The sequence below is a fragment of the Tamlana crocina genome (genome assembly GCA_040429635.1).
Classification (GTDB): Bacteria; Bacteroidota; Bacteroidia; order Flavobacteriales; family Flavobacteriaceae; genus Flavisericum; species Flavisericum crocinum.
Genome location: CP158972.1, coordinates 266926 through 285789 on the forward strand (window position 1 = coordinate 266926; position 18864 = coordinate 285789).

Annotated in this window: 16 protein-coding genes; 11 read left to right on the forward strand and 5 right to left on the reverse strand. The window is 36.2% G+C overall.

Annotated elements, in window-relative coordinates; all coding sequences use genetic code 11:
* Positions 1-7: 7 nt before the first annotated feature.
* Positions 8-595: a hypothetical protein gene (locus ABI125_01170; protein ID XCF06482.1), complete on the reverse strand. Its 588-nt coding sequence runs from the start codon at positions 593-595 to the stop codon at positions 8-10.
* Between the two features lie 184 nt (positions 596-779).
* On the opposite strand from ABI125_01170, the gene ABI125_01175 reads away from it, so the two are divergent.
* From ABI125_01175 to ABI125_01200, 6 genes are all read left to right on the forward strand, one after another.
* Entirely contained in the window at positions 780-1262 is a 483-nt protein-coding gene (locus ABI125_01175; protein ID XCF06483.1) for a DUF1761 domain-containing protein, read from the forward strand.
* A gap of 67 nt (positions 1263-1329) precedes the next feature.
* Positions 1330-2484: a GNAT family N-acetyltransferase gene (locus ABI125_01180; GenBank protein XCF06484.1), complete on the forward strand. Its 1155-nt coding sequence runs from the start codon at positions 1330-1332 to the stop codon at positions 2482-2484.
* Between the two features lie 201 nt (positions 2485-2685).
* Positions 2686-4365 carry a sensor histidine kinase gene (locus ABI125_01185; GenBank protein ID XCF06485.1) on the forward strand — a complete coding sequence of 560 codons (1680 nt, stop codon included), beginning with the start codon at positions 2686-2688 and terminating at the stop codon, positions 4363-4365.
* Positions 4337-4969, forward strand: coding sequence for a response regulator transcription factor (locus ABI125_01190; protein ID XCF06486.1), 633 nt, complete (start codon positions 4337-4339; stop codon positions 4967-4969). Before ABI125_01185 ends, ABI125_01190 begins: the two co-directional genes overlap by 29 nt.
* Before the next feature lie 276 nt (positions 4970-5245).
* Positions 5246-5593, forward strand: a complete 348-nt coding sequence (locus ABI125_01195; protein XCF06487.1) for a hypothetical protein — start codon at positions 5246-5248, stop codon at positions 5591-5593.
* Between the two features lie 89 nt (positions 5594-5682).
* Positions 5683-5886, forward strand: coding sequence for a hypothetical protein (locus ABI125_01200; protein XCF06488.1), 204 nt, complete (start codon positions 5683-5685; stop codon positions 5884-5886).
* Positions 5887-5949: 63 nt separating this feature from the next.
* Here ABI125_01200 and ABI125_01205 read toward each other — a convergent pair whose 3' ends face one another.
* Entirely contained in the window at positions 5950-6873 is a 924-nt protein-coding gene (locus ABI125_01205) for an SPFH domain-containing protein (protein ID XCF06489.1), read from the reverse strand.
* A gap of 73 nt (positions 6874-6946) precedes the next feature.
* On the opposite strand from ABI125_01205, the gene ABI125_01210 reads away from it, so the two are divergent.
* The gene (locus tag ABI125_01210; protein ID XCF06490.1) at positions 6947-7630 is read left to right on the forward strand and encodes a hypothetical protein; all 684 of its coding nucleotides are present in this window, start codon (positions 6947-6949) and stop codon (positions 7628-7630) included.
* 140 nt (positions 7631-7770) lie between these two features.
* Here ABI125_01210 and ABI125_01215 read toward each other — a convergent pair whose 3' ends face one another.
* From ABI125_01215 to gltX, 3 genes are all read right to left on the reverse strand, one after another.
* Positions 7771-8622 (reverse strand): alpha/beta hydrolase, encoded by an 852-nt coding sequence (locus ABI125_01215; protein ID XCF06491.1) that lies wholly within the window; start codon positions 8620-8622, stop codon positions 7771-7773.
* 338 nt (positions 8623-8960) lie between these two features.
* Complete coding sequence (locus ABI125_01220) at positions 8961-9608, reverse strand: T9SS type A sorting domain-containing protein (protein XCF06492.1); 648 nt, start codon at positions 9606-9608, stop codon at positions 8961-8963.
* 268 nt (positions 9609-9876) lie between these two features.
* A complete protein-coding gene (gene gltX / locus ABI125_01225; GenBank protein ID XCF06493.1) occupies positions 9877-11463 on the reverse strand; it encodes a glutamate--tRNA ligase in 1587 nt (528 codons plus the stop codon).
* Between the two features lie 443 nt (positions 11464-11906).
* On the opposite strand from gltX, the gene ABI125_01230 reads away from it, so the two are divergent.
* The 4 genes from ABI125_01230 to ABI125_01245 all read left to right on the forward strand — a co-directional run bounded on the left by ABI125_01230 (position 11907) and on the right by ABI125_01245 (position 18710).
* The gene (locus ABI125_01230) at positions 11907-15329 is read left to right on the forward strand and encodes a DUF4175 family protein (GenBank protein XCF06494.1); all 3423 of its coding nucleotides are present in this window, start codon (positions 11907-11909) and stop codon (positions 15327-15329) included.
* Positions 15322-15738 carry an rRNA maturation RNase YbeY gene (ybeY, locus tag ABI125_01235; protein ID XCF06495.1) on the forward strand — a complete coding sequence of 139 codons (417 nt, stop codon included), beginning with the start codon at positions 15322-15324 and terminating at the stop codon, positions 15736-15738. Before ABI125_01230 ends, ybeY begins: the two co-directional genes overlap by 8 nt.
* A gap of 73 nt (positions 15739-15811) precedes the next feature.
* A complete protein-coding gene (mnmG, locus tag ABI125_01240; protein XCF07858.1) occupies positions 15812-17683 on the forward strand; it encodes a tRNA uridine-5-carboxymethylaminomethyl(34) synthesis enzyme MnmG in 1872 nt (623 codons plus the stop codon).
* A 172-nt stretch (positions 17684-17855) separates the two neighbouring features.
* Positions 17856-18710, forward strand: coding sequence for a class I SAM-dependent methyltransferase (locus ABI125_01245; protein XCF07859.1), 855 nt, complete (start codon positions 17856-17858; stop codon positions 18708-18710).
* Positions 18711-18864 lie beyond the last annotated feature (154 nt).

Genomic DNA, 18864 nt, shown 5'->3' on the forward strand with positions numbered 1-18864 from the left:
ATTCGCTTTAATTAGATTCTTCAAAATTTGTGTTTGTTGGTTTTTCCAATTTTACTCTTCCGGTAGAGGTTTCATCATCACTTATAATTTCAAAATTAAAATTGTCTATTAAAGCATCGCCTGTACCATCGGTTAGTACGCCGTAGGAAATATTAGTTGCAGATTTTGGAACGTCGAGAATGATTTCATATTTTTTCCAAGGTGTAGAGCCTTTTATAGGCCTGTCTCCCATATTGTCAAAACTTAAGGATTGTCCTTTAATTGGGCCATCAACACGCATCCACATTCCTGTCCAACGTTTAACATCAATAGTTTTTATGTAGCCTGTTAATTTTACTTTTTTTCCTAAAAAATCAGTTGGTTGAAAACTTTGCATTATGGTGCCAAAACCATCTATTTTAGATTCTTTGGATTTTAAATATGCTACGTTACTATTTCTTTCCTTATCGTGGCTTATACCTATTTTATAACTTTCAGGTTTACTTCCTGCAATGTGCCAGTTTTTAACAGTTTGAGCTTTAATAGTATTTGGATAAAATACGCATGTTGCAAGAATAATTGTGCTTAAAATAAGGTTGAGTGTTGTTTTTTCCATCGGTGTAAATTTAATAGTTAATAAATATCTTTATTTTTAAATACACCTAAATGCGTAAAAGGTTCATATTATCATAAAGTTTTTTTACTTCGACTAGGTTTAACACAAGTAAGATTTGCCAAGTCTAGCTAAACAGAAAAGTTTTTTAGCTATCTTTAAGCATACTAACCAATTTTCTTAAACTATGGAATTCAATTTTTTAGCCATGATTGTGGCTGCGGTTTCGGCCTTGGTGGTCGGTTTTATTTGGTACAACCCAAAAACTTTCGGAACGGCTTGGATGAAAGCGGCCGACATGACCGAAGAAAAAATGAAAGGGGCCAACATGGCCAAAATCTTTGGTTTGGCACTGCTTTTTGCGTTTTTACTTTCTACGGCACTTCCCGGAATTGTAATCCACCAAATGGGAGCTTTTAGTTTGGTAGGGGGCGACCCAGCCAATGCATTACCGTCGTACGAAGTGTTTATGGCCGATTATTCCGATGCGTTCAGAACCTTTAAACATGGCGTATTCCATGGCGTGTTAACAGGTATTTTTATTGCTTTGCCTATATTGGGCACCAATGCGCTTTTCGAGCGTAAAAGCGCTAAATACATTTTTATAAATGCCGGATATTGGATTGTTACCCTGGGTTTAATGGGCGGCATTATTTGCGCATGGAAATAGATTTTTTGTAAACTTTTAACATATTTAAAGACTGAGAATTGTAATTTTCAGTCTTTTCTTTTTTGTATTGATACACTATAAAATTTACGCATCATTTAACGAACTTCCGCTGGGATGGGACGCTTTAGCAAAACACGATGTGTTGTTGCAATCGCATTATTTACAAGCCATGGAAGAAGCTACTCCAACAAACATCCAATGGTTTTACATTGGTGTTTTTAAAAATGAGGCTTTGGAAGGCATTGCCATTGCGCAGCGGGTGCAGTTGTATTTAAAGGATATGTTTCGCAACACGCAGGTATCGTGCATCAAAACGTTTTTTAAGGATGTGGTGTCGCGGGTTTTAAAAGGCAATATTTTGGTGGTGGGCAACTTAACGCATACGGGGCAGCACGGACTTTTTTATAATCCGAAAGCCCTCTTGAAAACTGAATTTTTTGAGGCTATTTTTTCAGCTTTGGATGATATTGCTAAAAGAATCAAGCGCAATCAAAATAAAAAAATAAGAGCGGTTGCCTTAAAGGATTTTTTTAAGGATGACGCCATTCACGAAGCTAAAGCTATTTTCGATTCCGAAAATTTGCACCAAGTGTATGTGCAACCCAATATGATACTTTCCGTAAGGCCAGAGTGGAAAACGTTTCAAGACTATTTGCAAAGCCTCAATAAAAAATACCGCGACCGCTATAAACGGGCCCGTAAAAAACGAAATTCCATAAAAACCGTTGAAATGGATTTGGATGCTATTGAAAAGCACACACCCGAACTGCATCGCTTTTACATGAACGTCTCCAACAATGCCAAGTTTAATACGTTTATACTTCCCGAAAATCATTTTTATAGTTTAAAACTTCAGCTAAAGGAAAACTTCAAGGTTTTTGGTTATTATTTAAAAGGCGAATTGGTTGGTTTTTTTACGCTCATTTTGAACAACCAAGATTTGGAAACCTATTTTTTGGGTTATGATAAAGCGCATCAATACCCCAACCAGCTGTATTTAAACATGCTTTACGACATGTTGGAATTCGCTATAAGCAACCAATTTAAAAAAGTGGTTTATGCCCGTACAGCCATGGAAATAAAAAGTTCGGTGGGGGCAAAAGCCAAGCCCATGGTGGTGTATTTAAAGCACACTAACAGCTTTTTAAACGGTATTTTTAGATTAATCTTTAAGTTGATGAACCCATCGGAAGATTGGGAGGTGCGCCACCCGTTTAAATAGATTTGTTTTAGTAACTTTCAAAAATGGGATTGGTAATGTCATTAACATCTAATTTTTGTCAGGTCGAGCGGAGTCGAGAAGCCTTTAAAAAAACATTTATAAAATTAGGTCTCGACTCCGCTCGAAGTGACATTGAGCTTTAAAATTGAACAGAAATAGAATACTTTTTACCTTTACCATTGTTAATTACAAAGTTTGTCAATGAGCCTAAGAAACCTCATACTCATCATCATAAACAGCTTGATTTTTATGGTGATACTCATGTTGTCCATCACCTTTTACAATCAGTTTTCAAAGGTATTGGACGATAGAATTCTGCTTCAGCTCAATTCCATAAAAACCTTAAAACAAATTCAGCTTGAAAATTTAATCCAAACGGAATGGAAAACTTTTTTGGCGGAACAAAGCAATGAATTTTCAATTGACAGCCTCGATATGGAGCTGCCTCAAAGCGTGCTGCGTACTTCTGGAATTTATGATTTTACGAGCTACAACAAAGAAGGTAAGACTTCAATAGGGTTGGTTTCGGTAAACGATAGCATGGTAAAGGCAAAAATTATCCCATACAACAAAATCAAGGAAATCCTATTGGAACGTGCTGGAATGGGGGAGAGCGGGGAGTCTTATTTAGTTGGGGCCGATTTTACCATGCGTTCGCCATCGCGGTTTATGCCAGAAAAGGCGCCTTCATCCATCAAAGCCAAAACCAAAGGGGTGGTTGATGCGCTTTCGGGAACTACCGGCAGAGGGGTGTTTCATGACTATCGCGGCATTGATGTGTACAGCGTTTACAGCCCCATATCCGTTTCTAACCTCAAGTGGGTTATCCTTTCGGAGATTGACACCAGCGAGGTAAAAGCCCCATTGGAACAACTTAAATTAAGGCTGTTGGGACTCATTTTAATCATCATGACAGCGGCTATCGTGCTATCGTTGTTTTTAACCAAAATTATTACCAACCCCATTTCGAACATGCGTAAAAGTTTGAAGGTAATGGCCGATGGCGACTACAACCAAACCGACGATTTTGTTATCAATTCCAACGAAATAAAGGACATGTTCGATGCTTTGGCGAACCTTAAAAAATCGTTACAGGGTGCGGTAAGTTTTTCCAATGAATTGGGAAAGATGAACTTAAATTCCAATTACGTTCCTAAAAGTCAGAATGATTTATTGGGAAAAAGTTTGATAAAAATGCGTGACAAACTGTTGGAGTTCCGAAATAAGGAAAACAAAAACAGGGTTAATACCAAACGCCTGATGGTAGATGGTTTGGAAAACGAACGCCGACGTCTCTCACGCGAACTGCACGACGGTATTGGTCCGTTGTTAACTTCGTTGAAATTTTATATTGAAAATCGTATTGAAAGCCCCACCCAAAAGGCTGAAATGAAAAAGATTCTCGATGGCACGATTTCAGAAATCCGACTGATGTCGAATGCCCTAATGCCTTCAACCATAGACGATTTTGGCGTTGGTGTGGCGCTCACCAATTTTGTGGATAACATCAAAAAAACTTCTGGCATTTCCATAGAGTTTGAAGACTTAACCAAGGAAAACGAGAGTAAAATCACGAAAAACCAAGCCATCAATATTTTTAGGATAGGACAGGAATTGATTAATAATACCTTAAAACATTCCAAAGCAAAAAATATCCGGATTACCCTTTCGGAATTTGACGATTTCATTTCCCTTTTTTATTTTGACGATGGCGAAGGCTTTAACATCAATACCGTAAAACTGGGTTCGGGCATTATTAACATGAAAGAACGGGTTGAGATCTGTAACGGTGAAATTAAAATAAAATCGAAACAGGGCAATACCACTTTCGAAATCGAATTACCTATTGAACATGAAGAAAATAAAACTAATCATAGCTGACGACCACGAGCTTTTTAGAAATGGCTTAAAAGAACTGTTGAAAAAGCACGACGATATCGACATTGTAAAATCCGTTGGAGACGGAAAAGAATTTATGGAAGCGTTGGAAATAAATAATGATATCGACATTGTTTTGCTCGACATTACCATGCCAAACATGGATGGTTTTGAGGTTTTAAGCCAAATAAAGAAACAAAACGCAAGAGTAAAACCTATTGTGATTTCGATGCATGACGATGGAAACTATATCGCCAAATGTGCTAAAGCGGGCGCCTATGGCTACATGCTTAAAAACACCGATGAAGACGAGTTAATTAAGGTAATCCGGATTGTTGATCAGGGCAAAAAATACTTCAGCCCCATGATTGCCGAAAAGATGGTCAATTTTATGTCTGAACAAAAAGTTAGCGAAAACATTCTGTCCAATAAAGAAAAGGAGGTGTTAGAGCTTATTTCAGAGGGCTTGACTACCAAAGATATTGCTGCGAAATTATTTGTAAGCACGCGAACAATTGAAACCCACCGCGCCAATATTTTGAGAAAGCTTGAAGTAAAAAATACCGCCGAATTGATAAAAAAAGCCGCACAGATTAATTTGATTTAAAACCATAATATTCAAAAGTTGAACTCGGATTTCAACAAAAATTAACAGTTGTCACCTTGAGCGCAGTCGAAAGGTCTTTAGAGACTAGGATTACGATTGGGTTTCGACTTCGCTCAACCTGACACACTGGGTTTGTTTGATATTAAAACGTAATTTAAACCCTGCCATTAACGTTTTATCCGTATAAATACGGATACGGATTACGTGGTTTCAATTACCAGTAAAGGCTCTGTTTTACACTTATTTTTGTAGTATAATAAAAACTATAAAAAGATTATGAAAAATATAGCCATTATTTTAGCATTGGTATTTGCAGCATCAACTTCAGCTTTCGCTCAAAAAAGAAGCGATTTAACCGGGCCAGCTTACAAAAACTATAAGCACGGAAAGCAAAAAAGTGAACCTGTTACCATTTATTCAGTAGCAAAAGAAGAAAAATTAACAGGCCCAGCTTATAAGAACAAAAAGCACAATACAGATGCTTCTGATAAAACTTATACAGCGGTAGTATTTGGTTCTGATAAGTCTGATTTAAAAGGACCAGAATACAAAAATTACAAGCCTTGGAGAGACAATGAAGGTAACGATAATTCCAACTCTCTTATCGCTAAAAACGAAGAGTAATCTGGTTGATAAGGTGTAAATTAGTAGTTTTTTAAGACTTTTTCGTTTTCATTTTTGTAATTTACTGCTAACACAAAAAGCAAATTAAAATGGAAGCACAAAAAAAAGATATTTTAACCGAAATCTCAACGCTTACTAGAACCATTGAAGACGATTATCCCGAGCTTCAAAAATATTTGGATGAAAGCCGAGGTACGTTACCACAAGGCGAGGTAAGTGCCACTTTAAATCAGAAGGAATTAGAAGATTACCGAAACAGTTTAAAAAAACTGATAGAAGGATATAAAAAATAGCAAAAAAAAGCCCATTGGAAATATTTCTAATGGGCTTTTTAAGTTTTAAGAGGAATGGTTTGTTTATTCCTCTTTTTTCTTTTTGGCGTTTTTCATGGCCTCTCCAATTTGGTTACTAGCAGTAAAACTGGCCACCATATCGTTTAGCATGTTGCTGCCAGCCTGTGGCGCATTGGGCAATAAAATAAGGTTGCTATTGGTTTCTTCTCCTAAAGATTGCAAGGTGTCGTAATGCTGCGTTACAACAATTAATGCAGAAGCCTCTTGGCTGTTAATTCCAACGCGGTTCAACACTTCAACCGACTCTTCCAAACCTCGGGCAATCTCGCGACGTTGATCGGCAATACCCTGACCCTGCAAACGCTTACTTTCAGCTTCCGCTTTGGCTTTTTCAACAATTAATATACGTTGGGCGTCGCCTTCGAACTGTGCGGCTATTTTTTCGCGTTCTGAGGCATTAATACGGTTCATGGCAGCCTTTACCTGTGGATCGGGATCAATGTCGGTTACAAGCGTTTTAATGATGTCGAATCCATAATCGAGCATAGCATCGTTGAGTTCCGCTTTAACGGCAAGTGCGATGTCATCTTTTTTAACAAACACATCATCCAATTTCATTTTTGGTACTTCGGCACGCACCACATCAAATACGTAACTGGTAATTTGGTCGTGTGGATAATCCAATTTATAAAAGGCATCGTACACTTTTTGACTCAAAACACGGTATTGAACGGATACTTTCAAACGAACAAATACATCATCCAATGTTTTGGTTTCAACGATAACATCCAATTGTTGAATTTTTAAGCTTAATCGCCCAGCGACTTTGTCAATCAATGGAATTTTAAGTTGAAGCCCCGATTGGCGAATACTGTGGAATTTTCCAAATCGTTCGATAATAGCAGCGGTTTGCTGCTTCACGATAAAAAACGAGGCAAATAAAATAACCAGGCCAAGAATAATAAAGGGAAGATAAAAGAAGCTCATAATGTTTAGTTAAAAGGTTTAAGAAAATTAAGATACAAAAATATGCTATATTTGATCGCTTAGAGGCTTACAAATGAAACGAATCCGACTTTTCCTATTAGTAGCTGTGGCACTATGTTTTGTTACAAATAATTTTGCGCAAAGGGGCAATTACCCCATAACCAATGGTTTTAACATTACCGGCGGAATTGCTAAATTCAATATTCTTACCGATAATTTTGACACCAAAGAATCTAATGGATTTGTAGGCGGCTTTATGGCGAATGTGGATATTCCGTTACGTTGGTACAATATGAGTTACGGTTTGCAATTTTCGGAAAGTCATGTGGAGATTGCGGGACGCCCCACCATGATAAGCACCGAAAATGAATTTATCGATTATAAGTTGTTTGCTGTGCAAGTGGCGATGCTCATGCACGTAAAAGTGATTCCCAACCATTTTACCATTGATGTTGGCCCCATGATACAGTACAACAGTAAACTGGAGTTTGACGATAAAAACCAGGAAGGTTATTACATAAATAACTACGCCAACTTAACAGCCGAGGATATCACCAACATTTCGCAGTTTCATTTTAATGGTGCTGTTGGGGCTTCGGCAGGCATTAAAAATTTTAAGCTTAAAGCCCAATACATTTACGGGTTTACCAATATGTTAAAAAAACTGGAAAAACAGGATTTGGATACGAGTGGGGGAGATGCCCGTTTTAAAGGCAACCAAAGTATGCTGGTTTTTGGGGCTACGGTGTCGTTTTAGAACGTTTAATGTGATTGTGTAAAGGTTGTTGCGTGTGCAAGCAACTAGCTCATTAAAAATGGAATGAACCAGAGGAAAATCCGCAGGATTTTCCGAGTGGGCTAGAACCAAGCAATTTTTTTACATCGTATTGGCTACAGTTATTTTTTAATTTTATAATCAAATTTTTCAGTTAAAAATCTATTTGCTATTTCGTTAAAAATTATTGGATTGTTCTGAGGAGCTCCATGATTAAGACCTGGCATAATACAAAGTTGACCTTTAGGAAGATTATTATAAATTTCTACTGCATGTTCATTTTTTATAATATCTCTGTCACCGACAATTATCAATACTTGGGCTTTTATTTTTTTTAAATCAGAATGACTTATATTGGGTTGATATAATAACATTTCTGATAATTGTATATATGATTCCCAGTCACGGGAATTATCTCCTTTAGACCTCATTTTTCTTGCACTTATTAATCTTTCTTTAACTCCTTTGGGAGCCCAAGCATGGACAGCTGTAGTGTCTGGTCTCAAGTTTGGCGCCATTGCGACTATTTTCTTTATTTTAATGTTTCTATTGATACCCATTTTTAATCCTATTACGCCTCCATCACTCCAACCAAGTATATTTATGGAATCCAACTTCAAATAATTCACTAAGCTCTCCCAATCTTTTGCAATTTGATTAAAAGTAAGAGAGTCTGTTTTTAATTCCGATTTCCCTTGGCCTCTACTGTCAGCAACAATGATTCTGTATTTATTTTTGAAATAGTCAATTTGATATTCCATTGTTTTAATGTCTCCTTTGTTTCCATGTATTAAGAGTAATGGTTCACCCTTACCATATTCTTCATAATAAATTTTAGCTCCATTTAATTCTACATACTTTCCAACGGAATCATTATTTCCATAAGGTGTTTCAAATTTATTTTGGGCATTTGTAAAACTAAATTGAAAAACCAATAAAAGTAATATGGTTTGATGAATTATCGCATATTTCATTTTTTCTGTTTTAATTGTAGCTAATTTAAAGGATATACGTTTGTTTAAATACTGAAAAAAAGTTCTGTACAGATGACTTATATCCGTCTTTACTGAAATGAATTCAGCACAGGTAAACGAAGGTAGCTGAAATTATATACAACTTCAATTTTTATTAGAACTAAAAAGCCTTCCAAACAGACCATTAAATCTATTTTAAAAGTTTAAAATAAATATTTCGGAGTTGTTGAAATCTTTTATTCAATTAGATCAGAAATTTATAGCAACAATATTGTCTATCAGTTATTTAGAATAGCTGATGATATTAATTCAGGTAATAAACGAGTATTACACTATTTTCAGGTTTGTTCCTTTTTAAGCAGTTTTTTATAAAAAACTTTATTATCGGTTTCTACTGCAATAAAATAAACACCTTGATTTAAGTGGGAAATGTCAAATTCAATATTTTGTTTATGTAAATTATTTAACCTTGTTATGACCCTACCAAAGCTATCCAATAAATAAATTCCTTTGAGGAAAACTTTCTCAACTTTTAAATTGACTTTTGTTGATGCAGGGTTAGGAAATATAATAAAACTTTCCTTTCCTAAACCTTTAAAATCATTGGTTGATAAAGAGTTATATACCGCACTAGTAGAATCTGTATCTGTCACGACAGTTGAATCACATGTTGTAGAACCTAGTGAAGATACAATAACATCAATATTAATCGTGTAATTACCACTATTAGTTAATGGGATAAAAAAATCATTATCTTCTTGGTGATACGCTAAGGTACCTTCTTCTTTGAAACAAATTGAAAGATTTATTACATTATTTTCTATTGAAAAATTACTGCTTAATAAACTAAACCCTTCAGTCCAAAAGGTTTCAACATTTACATTTAAACCTCCGGTTATTTGTGAGGCAGAACTGCTAACTATATCTATTGCAAATGATGGTAGAGAAACTAACAATAGAATTAGAGAATGTATTATTTTTTTCATTTTTCAAAGGTTTCATTGTTACAATACAAAAATGATTGTATTATCTAGTTTATCCATTTACAATTTAGATGACTAAGTTTACTTTTTAAATTCTTAATAATGCTTTACAGCTGTTTTAATACTGAAATAAATTTTGCACAGGTTAACGAATGTAGTTGAAATTTTTTACAAATACAAGTAACCCTTTAATAAAGCAAATAAAAAAAGCCCTTAAAAAACAGACCAGTAAATCCATTTTAAGGGCTTTAATATTTTAAGTTAGTAGTACTTACAACACCTTTATAACGTTATCAATACGCTTAACCGTTTCATTTTTCCCAATCATAAACATAATATCGAACACATCCGGGCCTTGTAAAGCGCCTACTAAGGCCAAACGTAGCGGCATCATCACTTTGCCAAAACCAATGTCGTTGCTGGTAATCCAGCCTTTAATGTCTTTTTGCAAAGCGGTAACGGTAAAATCGTCAATATGTAGAATGATGTCTTTTACTTTTTTAAGAATTTCGGCTGTATCCTCTTTAAAAGCCTTTTTGGATGCTTTTTCGTCGTAGGTTGTTGGTGCCGTGAAAAAGAAGTGGCTCAAGTCCCAAAAATCATGAACAAAGGTGGCACGTTCTTTTATTAAACCAACGACTAATGCGATGTATTCCACATCGATGTCATTTCGACCAGCGGGAGAAATCTCATCCTGTTGAGACCCTTGGACTGCGCTCAGGGTGACATTCTCGTCCACAATTGGCTTAAACTGTTCAGCTAAAATAGCGTCACTTTGCTCTTGCATATAATGGTGGTTAAACCATTTGGTTTTATCGGGGTCGAAGCGAGCACCCGATTTGTTTACTTTCTTTAAATCGAAGGCGGCAATCAATTCATCCATCGAGAAAATTTCCTGTTCGGTACCGGGATTCCAACCTAAAAAGGCTAAAAAGTTAACCATGGCTTCAGGGAAATAACCGTCTTCTTTGTATCCTCTGGAAACTTCGTTGGTTTTGGGGTCGGTCCATTCCAACGGAAATACCGGAAAGCCCATTTTATCGCCATCGCGCTTGCTCAATTTTCCTTTTCCGGTGGGTTTTAAAATAAGCGGTAAATGTGCAAATTCGGGAGCTTCCCAACCAAAGGCTTGGTACAATTGATAATGCAAAGCCAATGAGGGCAACCATTCCTCACCACGAATTACGTGGGTAATTTCCATTAAATGGTCGTCTACAATATTTGCCAAATGGTAAGTAGGCATGCCGTCGCTTTTAAACAACACTTTATCGTCCAGAATATTGGTATCAATTTTAATATCTCCGCGGATGATGTCTTTTAGATGAAGCGTCTCATCTTGTGGACTCTTAAAACGAATCACGTAATCTTCACCGGCATCAAGTTTGGCTTGGGTTTCTTCCGCGCTAAGCGATAAGGAGTTTTTCAATTTTAATCGATTGTGCCAATTGTAAATAAAGGTTTTTCCTTTGGCTTCTTGGTCTTTTCTATGAAAATCCAATTCTTCAGCCGTGTCGAAAGCATAATAAGCGTTGCCTGATGCAATAAGCATATCGGCATATTTTTTATAAAGCGTTTTGCGTTCGCTTTGTCGGTATGGGCCATAGTTGCCGGTACTGGTACTATGTATGGCTTCGGTCGGCCCTTCGTCAAAAGGCATCCCGCACCAATTTAAGGCGTCGATAATGTACTGTTCTGCGCCTTCAACGTAACGGGTTTGGTCGGTATCTTCAATACGAAGCACAAAAGTTCCGTTGTGTTTTTTAGCAAATAGATAGTTGAAAAGTGCGGTACGAACACCGCCAATATGTAGTGGTCCGGTTGGGCTGGGTGCAAAACGCACACGAACGTTCTTGGTCATGTTTTTTAAGTTTGTGCAAAGATACAATCAAAATTCTTTAGACACGAATTTCTACTGGTATGGATACCGTTTTGTCCTTTTTTCAATTGGAAAGCCTTTCGTTTTTTATGAAATGGAACACGTGGGCTATTATCCCCTTGAGGGGATTATAGGGGTGTTTTAGTTAAATGGTTTTGTTGAGAATCAAGCTTTTCAATAAATAATTCGTAAAAATTAGTGCCATTCATGTCCAAAAAAAGACAACATGATAAAGACACGAATTTCACCGATTAGCACGAATCTTTTCATTCCAAAACCATAAAATAATTATGTGATGCATTTGTGAATATTCGTGCAATTTGTGTCTAAATATGCTGAGCATCTACATTAAATTAACATGATGTTAAGCGAACAATAGCACATAAAGTTGTAGTTTAGTACATTAGCGTGATTTTTTAAAATTTATGAGCCATTTTAAAACCATACAGAGCAAACTTGAAGCGTTTATTAGGCGATTTTATACCAACGAATTGCTTAAGGGCACTATTTTGTTTTTTACCATTGGGCTGTTGTATTTTTTGTTTACGCTGTTTATTGAGCACGTGTTATGGCTCAATACGACGGCGAGAACTGTATTGTTTTGGTTGTTTGTAGCGGTAGAGTTGGGGTTGCTGATCAAGTTTGTTTTTATTCCGTTGGCGAAGCTGTTCAAGCTTCAAAAAGGGATTGATTACGAAGCGGCTTCAAAAATTATTGGGAAACATTTTCCAGAGGTTAACGATAAATTATTGAACGTCCTTCAGCTTCATCAAAGCAACGAACAATCGGAATTATTGTTCGCCAGTATAGAACAGAAATCGATGGCATTGACGCCGGTACCTTTCAAATTGGCCGTAAATTTTAAACGCAATTTAGGGTATTTAAAATACGCCGCCATTCCCGTGGTTATTTTATTGCTGACGTTTGTTTCGGGGAATTTCAATTGGTTTAGCGATAGCTACCAACGCGTGGTGCATTACAAAACAGCTTACGAACCGCCAGCACCGTTCCAGTTTTTTGTGGTTAATGGCAACCTAAATGCCATTGAGCACAAAGATTTTAAATTGATTGTAAAAACGGCTGGCGAGGTAGTTCCGGAAACCGCCCAAATTAATTATAACAACGAAACCTATTTTTTGCAGCAGAAAGCACCGGGTGAGTTTGAATATGTGTTTTCGCAATTGGGCGAACCCGTTACGTTTCAACTTTCGGCCAATACGGTGACTTCAAAACCCTATACTGTAAATGTGGTGGAAACGCCGTCGTTATTGGATTTTAAAATGGTGCTTGACTATCCGAATTATACCAAAAAACAAGATGAAATACTGAACAGTACCGGTAATGCCGTTGTTCCCGAAGGCACTAAAATCACTTGGAAATTACAGACCAAATCGACCGATGAGGTGTTTCTGTTTTCAAAAGACACAGTGCTTTTTATTACTGAAAAATCAAACCAGTTTGAGATTTCAAAACAGGTGTTCAGTAATTTCGATTATTCCTTAAGTACGAGCAATCAACATTTAAAACATTACGAAAATTTAGGTTTTAATATTGATGTGGTTAAGGATCAATATCCTGAAATCAATGTGGAAATGAAACAGGACAGCTTGGATATGCAAACGCTTTATTTTAGAGGGCAGGTAAGTGACGATTATGGTTTTAGCAAACTACAACTCGTGTATTATCCCATCAATGACGAAAATAACAAACAGGAAGTCGTAATTCCGGTTTCCAACTCCAATATTTCCGAATTTATTTCAGCTTTCCCGAACGAAATCAATATTGAAGCTGGGGTAGCTTATGAGATGTATTTTCAGGTATTCGATAATGATGCCGTTAACCGATTTAAGAGTGCTAAGAGTGCATTGTTCACCTACAGGAAACGGACACAGGATGAGGAAGAGCAGCGACGGTTAAAGGAGCAGGGGGAAACCATTCAGGATTTGAATAAGTCTTTGGAAAAGTTTGATGAGCAGGAAAAGGAATTGAATGAGTTAACGCAAACGCAAAAGGAGAAATCAGATTTAAATTTTAACGATAAGAAAAAGTTAGAGTCGTTCTTTAAACGACAAAAGCAGCAGGACGAAATGATGAAACATTTCAACCAAAAATTAAAGGATAATTTGGAAGAGTTCCAAAAAGAAAACCCCAATGAGGATGAATTTAAGGAAGCACTCAAAGAACGTTTAAAAGAGAATGAAGAAAAGTTAAAAAAGGACGAAAGGTTACTAAAGGAAATTGAGAAGCTTCAGGATAAAATCAGTCAAGAGGAATTGATTAATAAATTGGATGATTTAGCGAAACAAAACAAAAACAAAAAGCGTAGTTTAGAACAGCTTTTGGAATTGACCAAGCGTTTTTATGTAGAAAAGAAGCTTGAAAAATTACGTGATGATTTGGAGAAATTATCAGATGAACAAGATGAGCAAATCAATAAACCAAAGGAAGAAAATACAAAGGAAAAGCAAGATGAATTAAATGAAAAGTTTGAGGAATACAAACAAGAAATGGATGCTTTGGAAAAGGAAAGCAATCAATTGAAAAAGCCAATTGATATTCCTCGTGACAAATTAGATGAGAAAGAAGTGGATGCTGAGCAACAAAAGGCGGCTGATGAATTAGATCAGATGGAGCAACAATCGCCTTCTGAAAATGAAGAAAATTCTGAACAAAACAAATCTAAAGAATCGTTGCAAAAAGCAAAGCAAAGTCAAAAAAAGGCAGCGCAAAAGATGAAGCAAATGAGCGAACAGATGAAGGGCGCCATGCAAGCTGGTGGTGGAGAACAGATGCAGGAGGACATGGAAACCCTTCGTCAGATTTTAGATAATTTGGTGTTGTTTTCGTTTGATCAGGAAGCACTAATGAATCAATTCAAAACTATAGAAAGCAGTCATAATAAATATGCTTCGTATTTGGTAAAACAAAACAATTTAAAAGAACATTTTGAGCATGTTGATGATAGTTTGTTTGCGCTTTCTCTGCGTCAGACTAAAATTTCCGAAAAGGTTAACAAAGAGATTACCGATGTGTATTACAACATTGATAAGGCTATGACTTTGCTTGCTGAAAATCAAATGTACCAAGGTATTTCTAATCAGCAATTCGCTGTGACTTCGGCTAATAATTTGGCAGATATTTTAAGTGATATTTTGGACAGTATGCAGGAAAGCTTGAGTATGTCGGCTGGTAAGGGAGGCCAAGGCGATATGCAGTTGCCCGATATTATTATGAGCCAAGAACAGCTGAATAAAATGATGCAGCAGGGCATGAAAAAGGGAGAACAGGGTAAGCCAAAAGAAGGCGAAGGAAAGCAACAAGGCCAGGGAGACAATGAAAGTGAAAAAGAAGGAGAAGAAGGTAGTAAAGGCAAAAATGGTGAGCAACAGGGAGAGGGTGGTAAACAAAGCGTTGAAGGTGAAGGAAGTAACGAAGACATGAATGGATTGCTTTATGAAATCTACCAACAGCAGCAACAATTGCGTAATGAGCTCGAAGAAAAAATTAAGAAAGAAGGATTGGGAGGTAATGGTGATGCTTTGGTTCGAAAAATGGAAAACATAGAATTGGAATTATTGAACAAAGGTTTTACGAATCAAACCCTTCAAAAAATGATGGATTTAAAACATCAGCTTTTAAAGATGCAGAATGCTACTCATCAACAAGGTGAGGAAGAAAGGCGAGAATCGGAATCAAACAAAAAACAATTTTCTGGCACTGTAAACAATCAAATTCCAACGGCAAAAGAATATTTTCAAACCACCGAAATATTAAACAAACAAGCTCTACCTTTGCAACCGGTTTATAAAGAAAAGGTTCAGAAATATTTCAAGCAGCAAAATGATTAATTTCAATTACGAAACGGACTTTAAATTAGATTCAGAACAAGCCATTTCAGATTGGGTTGTGAGTGCTATTTTAAACGAAAAATACAAACTTGAAGAAATCAATTATGTGTTTTGTGATGATGACTATTTGTATAAATTGAATATTGAATATCTTAACCATGATACCTTGACTGATATTATTAGTTTTGATTATTCGGTTGGGAAGACCATTGCAGGAGATATATTCATTTCTGTAGAACGGGTTAAGGATAATGCTAACGAGTTTAATGTGGCTTTTGAAGAGGAGTTAAAACGGGTTATTATTCACGGTGTGCTCCATTATTGTGGTTATAAAGATAAGACAGATTATGAGGCCAGATTGATGCGGGATAAGGAGAATTACTATCTGTCAAGGTTTAAAAAGAATTAAATTTTAGGCCGTATATTTGCAAACTTAAATTTGATTGTTCCACGTGGAACATCTCAAAATAAATTCAGGATTTATGTTTAACGAAGAGTATGATGTTGTTGTGGTTGGTGCTGGGCATGCGGGTAGTGAAGCTGCCGCTGCCGCCGCCAATATGGGAAGCAAAACCTTGTTAGTAACAATGAATTTACAGAACATTGCCCAGATGTCCTGTAACCCTGCTATGGGTGGTATTGCCAAGGGGCAAATTGTTCGTGAAATTGATGCTTTGGGTGGTTATAGCGGGATAGTTTCAGATACGTCTGCTATACAGTTTAAAATGCTCAATAAATCAAAAGGCCCGGCTATGTGGAGTCCGAGGGTGCAGAGTGATAGAATGCGTTTTGCTGAAGATTGGAGAATGCTTTTGGAGCAAACGCCGAATCTTGATTTTTATCAGGAAATGGTGTCTAGACTTTTAATTGAAAACGGAAAAGTGGTTGGTGTTAAAACTTCTTTGGGAATTGAGATTAAAGCGAAATCTGTGGTGTTGACTAACGGCACTTTTTTAAATGGACTGATTCATATTGGTGATAAAAACTTCGGCGGAGGAAGAGCAGGTGAAAAAGCCGCAACCGGAATAACGGAGCAATTGGTCGATTTAGGTTTTGATTCCGGTAGAATGAAAACTGGAACACCGCCACGTGTGGATGGTAGAAGTTTGGATTATTCAAAAATGACGGAACAACCGGGTGATGATAATCCAGAAAAATTCTCTTATTTGGATGTAACTAAACCGTTGGAAAAACAACGTTCTTGTTATATGACTTATACGAGCGAATTGGTTCATGATTTACTTCGTGAAGGTTTTGATAGGTCGCCTATGTTTAATGGTCGTATTAAAAGTTTGGGTCCTCGTTATTGTCCGTCAATTGAAGATAAAATTAATCGTTTTTCAGATAAGGATAGGCATCAATTGTTTATCGAGCCAGAAGGTTGGAATACGGTGGAGGTTTATGTAAATGGGTTTTCAACATCGCTTCCGGAAGATGTTCAGTTTAAAGCTTTGCGCTCTGTAAAAGGCTTTGAGAATGTCAAGTTTTTTAGACCAGGTTACGCTATAGAATACGATTATTTTCCACCAACACAGTTAAAGCACACTTTGGAAACTAAGTTGATTGATGGTTTGTATTTCGCTGGACAAATTAATGGAACAACAGGTTATGAAGAAGCAGCATCTCAAGGTTTGATGGCTGGAATCAATGCGAGTTTAAAAGTTCAGGAAAACGACGCTTTTACGCTAAAAAGGGACGAAGCTTATATTGGGGTTTTGATTGACGATTTGATTACAAAAGGTACGGAAGAACCATATAGAATGTTTACCTCGCGAGCAGAATATAGAACACTTTTAAGGCAAGATAATGCCGATTTAAGATTAACACCAAAAGGATATGAAATAGGATTGGCTTCAAAAAAGCGATTAAATCGAATGGAGGAGAAGCACGAATCGGCTGAAAAGTTTGTCGACTTTTTCCAAAATTTAAGCGTAAAGCCAGAAGAGATAAATCCGATTTTGGTTAGTAAAGATTCTGCTCCCGTTAAACAATCGGGTAAACTTTTTAAAATATTTGCACGACCCAATATCGAAATGGATGATGTTCGAAAAGTGGATGCTGTGGAAAGCTATATTCAGGAGAATAATTTGGATCGAGAGATTATTGAGCAGACTGAAATTCAAGTTAAATATTCTGGATATATCGCTAAGGAAAAAAATAATGCCGATAAGTTGAGTCGTTTGGAATATGTGAAAATTCCAGAGAATTTTGATTATTCACAAATCAAATCGATGAGCTTTGAAGCACGTGAAAAATTGAAAAAAATTCAACCCACAACGGTATCGCAAGCATCACGAATTAGTGGTGTGTCCCCTAATGATATTTCCGTTTTATTGGTTTATATGGGTCGATAAATTCCTGCGAAAGCAGGAATCTCTGTTTAACTATAAGGACTGAGTTTTTTAACGTTCCACGTGGAACGTTCTTTTTTTAGACAAAAATTAAATCATTTATACGAGATTGTTTTGAAGTAAAATTTCATTGCTTAATCTTTATTATCGAGAAAACATTCGTGAATTCGTGGCAATAAAAAACAACCAAAAACTTTATTTAAACTTAAAAGATCATTCCGTTTCTGGAGAAGATTTTCAATTGTTAGAAAATGAAAAATTCGGGTTTTTGGAAACATACCCAAAACCGTCCATTGAAAAATTACCAGAATATTACGAAAGTGAGGATTACATTTCACATACCGATTCCAAAAGAAATCTTTTTGAAAAAGCATATCATTTAGTCCGTTTCTTTTCTTTAAAAAGTAAATTGAATTTAATCAATCGGTTTTCCGAAGGCGAAAAAACGCTTTTGGATTTTGGTTGCGGAACGGGCGATTTTTTACAAACCGCACAAAAAAACAATTGGAAAGTTTTTGGAATTGAACCTAATGAACAGGCTAGGGGCATAGCCAATAAAAAAACAAATAATGCTGTTTTTGATGCCGGCCAATTTTTTAAATTTAAGGAACATAGTTTTGATGTGATTACCCTTTGGCATGTTTTGGAACATTTGCCAAATTTGGAAGAAGACTTATCAGTTTTTAAAAAATTATTGAAACCAAACGGAACTTTAATTATTGCCGTTCCCAATTATAAAAGTTACGATGCCAAACATTATAAAAACTTTTGGGCAGCTTACGATGTGCCGAGACATTTATGGCATTTTAATCGAGATTCAGTTTCAAAATTAATGAATAGCTTTTCTTTGCAAGTTATAAAAACCAAACCTATGTGGTTTGATGCTTTTTATGTGAGCTTGCTTTCAGAAAAATATAAAGCAGGAAAAATGAATCTTATATGCGCTTTCTGTATTGGTTTGTTTTCAAATTTGAAGGCACTTGCTACAAAAGAGGTTTCTTCTTTAATTTACGTGGCAAAAAACACTTAAAATTCGTTTAAAGCCTTCTGCTTTGTTGTTTTTGTTCTAAATAATCTATGGCCTCACTTTTTTATAAAACAGCCTTAAAACACGTTATTTAAGGTTTGTTTTTATAATTAATTTCTATTCAATATTTAGTATATATAAATTTTTGTTATTTTTA